The organism is Neisseria sp. P0022.S010 (assembly GCF_051956635.1).
On sequence record NZ_JBQCXF010000464.1, the window covers coordinates 1 to 2,328 of the forward strand.

Sequence of the window (2,328 nt, forward strand, 5' to 3'; positions counted from 1 at the left end):
CATTGTGGCATGACGGCGCAGATAAAAAAAGAGGCAATCCCCCACAGGATTGCCCCAATACCTCAAATCAGAGATTTACGCTTCACAAACAATACAGGCTTTCACCTGCGGCTTTACAGATGCAGCTCAACTCTGCACCGGTAAACTTTCATTTCGGGTATTCGCCGAAATCCTCTAAAAATACTGCAATTGCTTGCAATATCAGAAAACTGCTTACAAAAACATTTAAAACCGGCTGAGGCCGTCTGAATGTCTTGTAATTTGATGTAGTAAAATTTACGCGAAATTTTACAGTTTGCCAAGTGTTTTTTCTGAAGGTTTGGGTTAGGGTAAATTGCAGTTATTGTCATATTTTTGCAATTAAATTTCATAATTAATTTAAAATTAGATGTTTATTTTGTATTTCTTGCTTTAAATTTAATTTAATTTCATATTTCGAATGATTAAAATTTGTTTTATTTTAAAGGTTATTTTATAACATTTTGTTTTTAAATGAAATTAAATTTAACATATAAATGAAAAGGGTATTGAATAGAGCATTTTTTATTTGAGAAAAAATATAAGGTTGTTTGAAAGTTTCAATTGCCTTGAAAAAAGTTGTTTTTAAAGCATTTAAAGTGGAATTTGATTTGATTGTTTGAAATTGAAGCTGAGCTTGGATTTGATACAATTAAAATGAAAAAGCGGCAAAAGAAAGGTTTTGCCGCTTTTTCATGCTTAAATTGTAATTTTATGTAGTCAGTAAAAGCTGCTTTCGCCTTCGGGACGGGTTTTGAAGCGTTTGTGCAGCCAGAAATATTGTTCGGGATGCTCGCGTACCCGCTCTTCGATGAAGTCGTTCATGCGCTGGGTGTCGGCTTCGACATTTTCGGTTGGGAAATTGTCCCAAGCCGGATAGAAGCGCAGGGTTACGGTATTGTCGGCTTCACGCGTGGGGATGGCGGGAATGATTTTGGCTTTGGTCATGCCGGCGATACGGCTGAGGCCGGTAATCGTGGCCGTCTGAATGCCGAAGAAATTAACGAAAATGGAATCGTTGCGGCCGAAGTCTTGGTCGGGCAGATAAAGAAAGGGCGCATCGCTTTTGCGCAGGTGTTTGATGATGGCGCGCAGGCCTTCTGTGCGGCCGATCAGGAAAACATTGTTGTAGCGGTGGCGGCCTTTCAGGATTTGCTCGTCCAGGGCTTTGTTTTTTTGGTGCGAATACATGCTGGTCAGCGGCACATCCTGATTGAGCGTGTAAACCGCCATTTCAAATGCGGTAAAGTGCGGATAGAGGATGATGACTTTTTCGCCGGCGGCGAGGGCTTCGTCAAGATGGTGTTTGTCTTGATAGCGCACCAACGAGCGCAGCTTGTCCGCAGGCGCGTACCAGTAGAGGCCGTATTCGAGCATCAGCTTTGCCATGTGTTGGAAATGGCGTTTGAGCAGGGCGGTGCGCTGGCTGTCGTTCAGTTCGGGAAAGCATTTTTTGAGGTTGACCTCACCGACTTTGCGGCGCGGTTTGACTGCGTAATAAGCAAGAATGCCGATTGCGTCGGCAATCTTGTGCAACACGCAAAAAGGCAGCAGGCGGATGAGGTAGAGAAAAAGGAAGGCGGCTTTCATGAAGGCTCGCTGTATGTGGGCAAAGGGCTATTATAACCGAAAGGCCGTCTGAAAACGGGCTGGAACACGATTTCAGACGGCCTGAATGTCGGCTTACCATTGGAAACGGCCGCGTTTGACCTGCAGGCCGTCGGGATTGAGTTGAGAAGCCAATCCGTGATTGCGCAGGGCGTGGGTGAGGGCGACGGCGAGTCCGTCGGCGGCATCGGCTTGCGGCGTGCCGGAAAGTGCGAGCATTTGGACCACCATATGCTGCACCTGCTCTTTGGCGGCCTTGCCCTTGCCGACCACCGCCTGCTTGACCTGAAGCGCGGTGTACTCAAACACGGGCAAGTCGTGCATGACCAAAGCGGCAATCGCCGCACCGCGCGCCTGACCGAGCATCAAAGTCGCGGCCGGGTTGACGTTGACGAAGACTTGCTCGATGGCCGCCTGATGCGGCTGATAGTGGCGGATAATTTCGTCGATATGGCGGACAATCACAGCGATGCGTTCGGAAAGCGACGCGCCGGTCGGCGTTTTGATACAGCCGGAAGCAACATAATGATGCTCGCGGCCGTGGACATCGATAACGCCGAAGCCGGTCACGCGGCTGCCGGGGTCGATGCCGAGAATGCGTGTGGGTTGGAACTGGGACATAGTGCGTGTTTAAAGTAATCGGTGTTTCAGGGCAGGCAGGCGCGTGCGCACGCTTTGCAGGCGCGCGGTATCCAAATCGGC

At 48.3% G+C, this 2,328-nt stretch carries 3 protein-coding genes; 1 reads left to right on the forward strand and 2 read right to left on the reverse strand.

What is annotated here, in order from left to right:
- Positions 1-239 (forward strand): hypothetical protein (locus ACTHUT_RS18180; protein WP_440419309.1); only part of this gene is annotated, 239 nt, incomplete at its 5' end.
- Positions 240-738: 499 nt separating this feature from the next.
- On the opposite strand, the gene ACTHUT_RS18185 is transcribed toward ACTHUT_RS18180, so the two are convergent.
- Together ACTHUT_RS18185 and ruvC are read right to left on the reverse strand one after the other, a co-directional pair.
- A complete protein-coding gene (locus ACTHUT_RS18185) occupies positions 739-1,623 on the reverse strand; it encodes a lipid A biosynthesis lauroyl acyltransferase (RefSeq protein ID WP_283122203.1) in 885 nt (294 codons plus the stop codon).
- Between the two features lie 78 nt (positions 1,624-1,701).
- A complete protein-coding gene (gene ruvC, locus ACTHUT_RS18190) occupies positions 1,702-2,247 on the reverse strand; it encodes a crossover junction endodeoxyribonuclease RuvC (RefSeq protein ID WP_003684216.1) in 546 nt (181 codons plus the stop codon).
- Positions 2,248-2,328 lie beyond the last annotated feature (81 nt).

Bases quoted from the DNA above. Each gene is read 5' to 3' on its own strand.
- ruvC (WP_003684216.1), bottom strand. From the start codon at position 2,247: ATGTCCCAGTTCCAACCCACACGCATTCTCGGCATCGACCCCGGCAGC.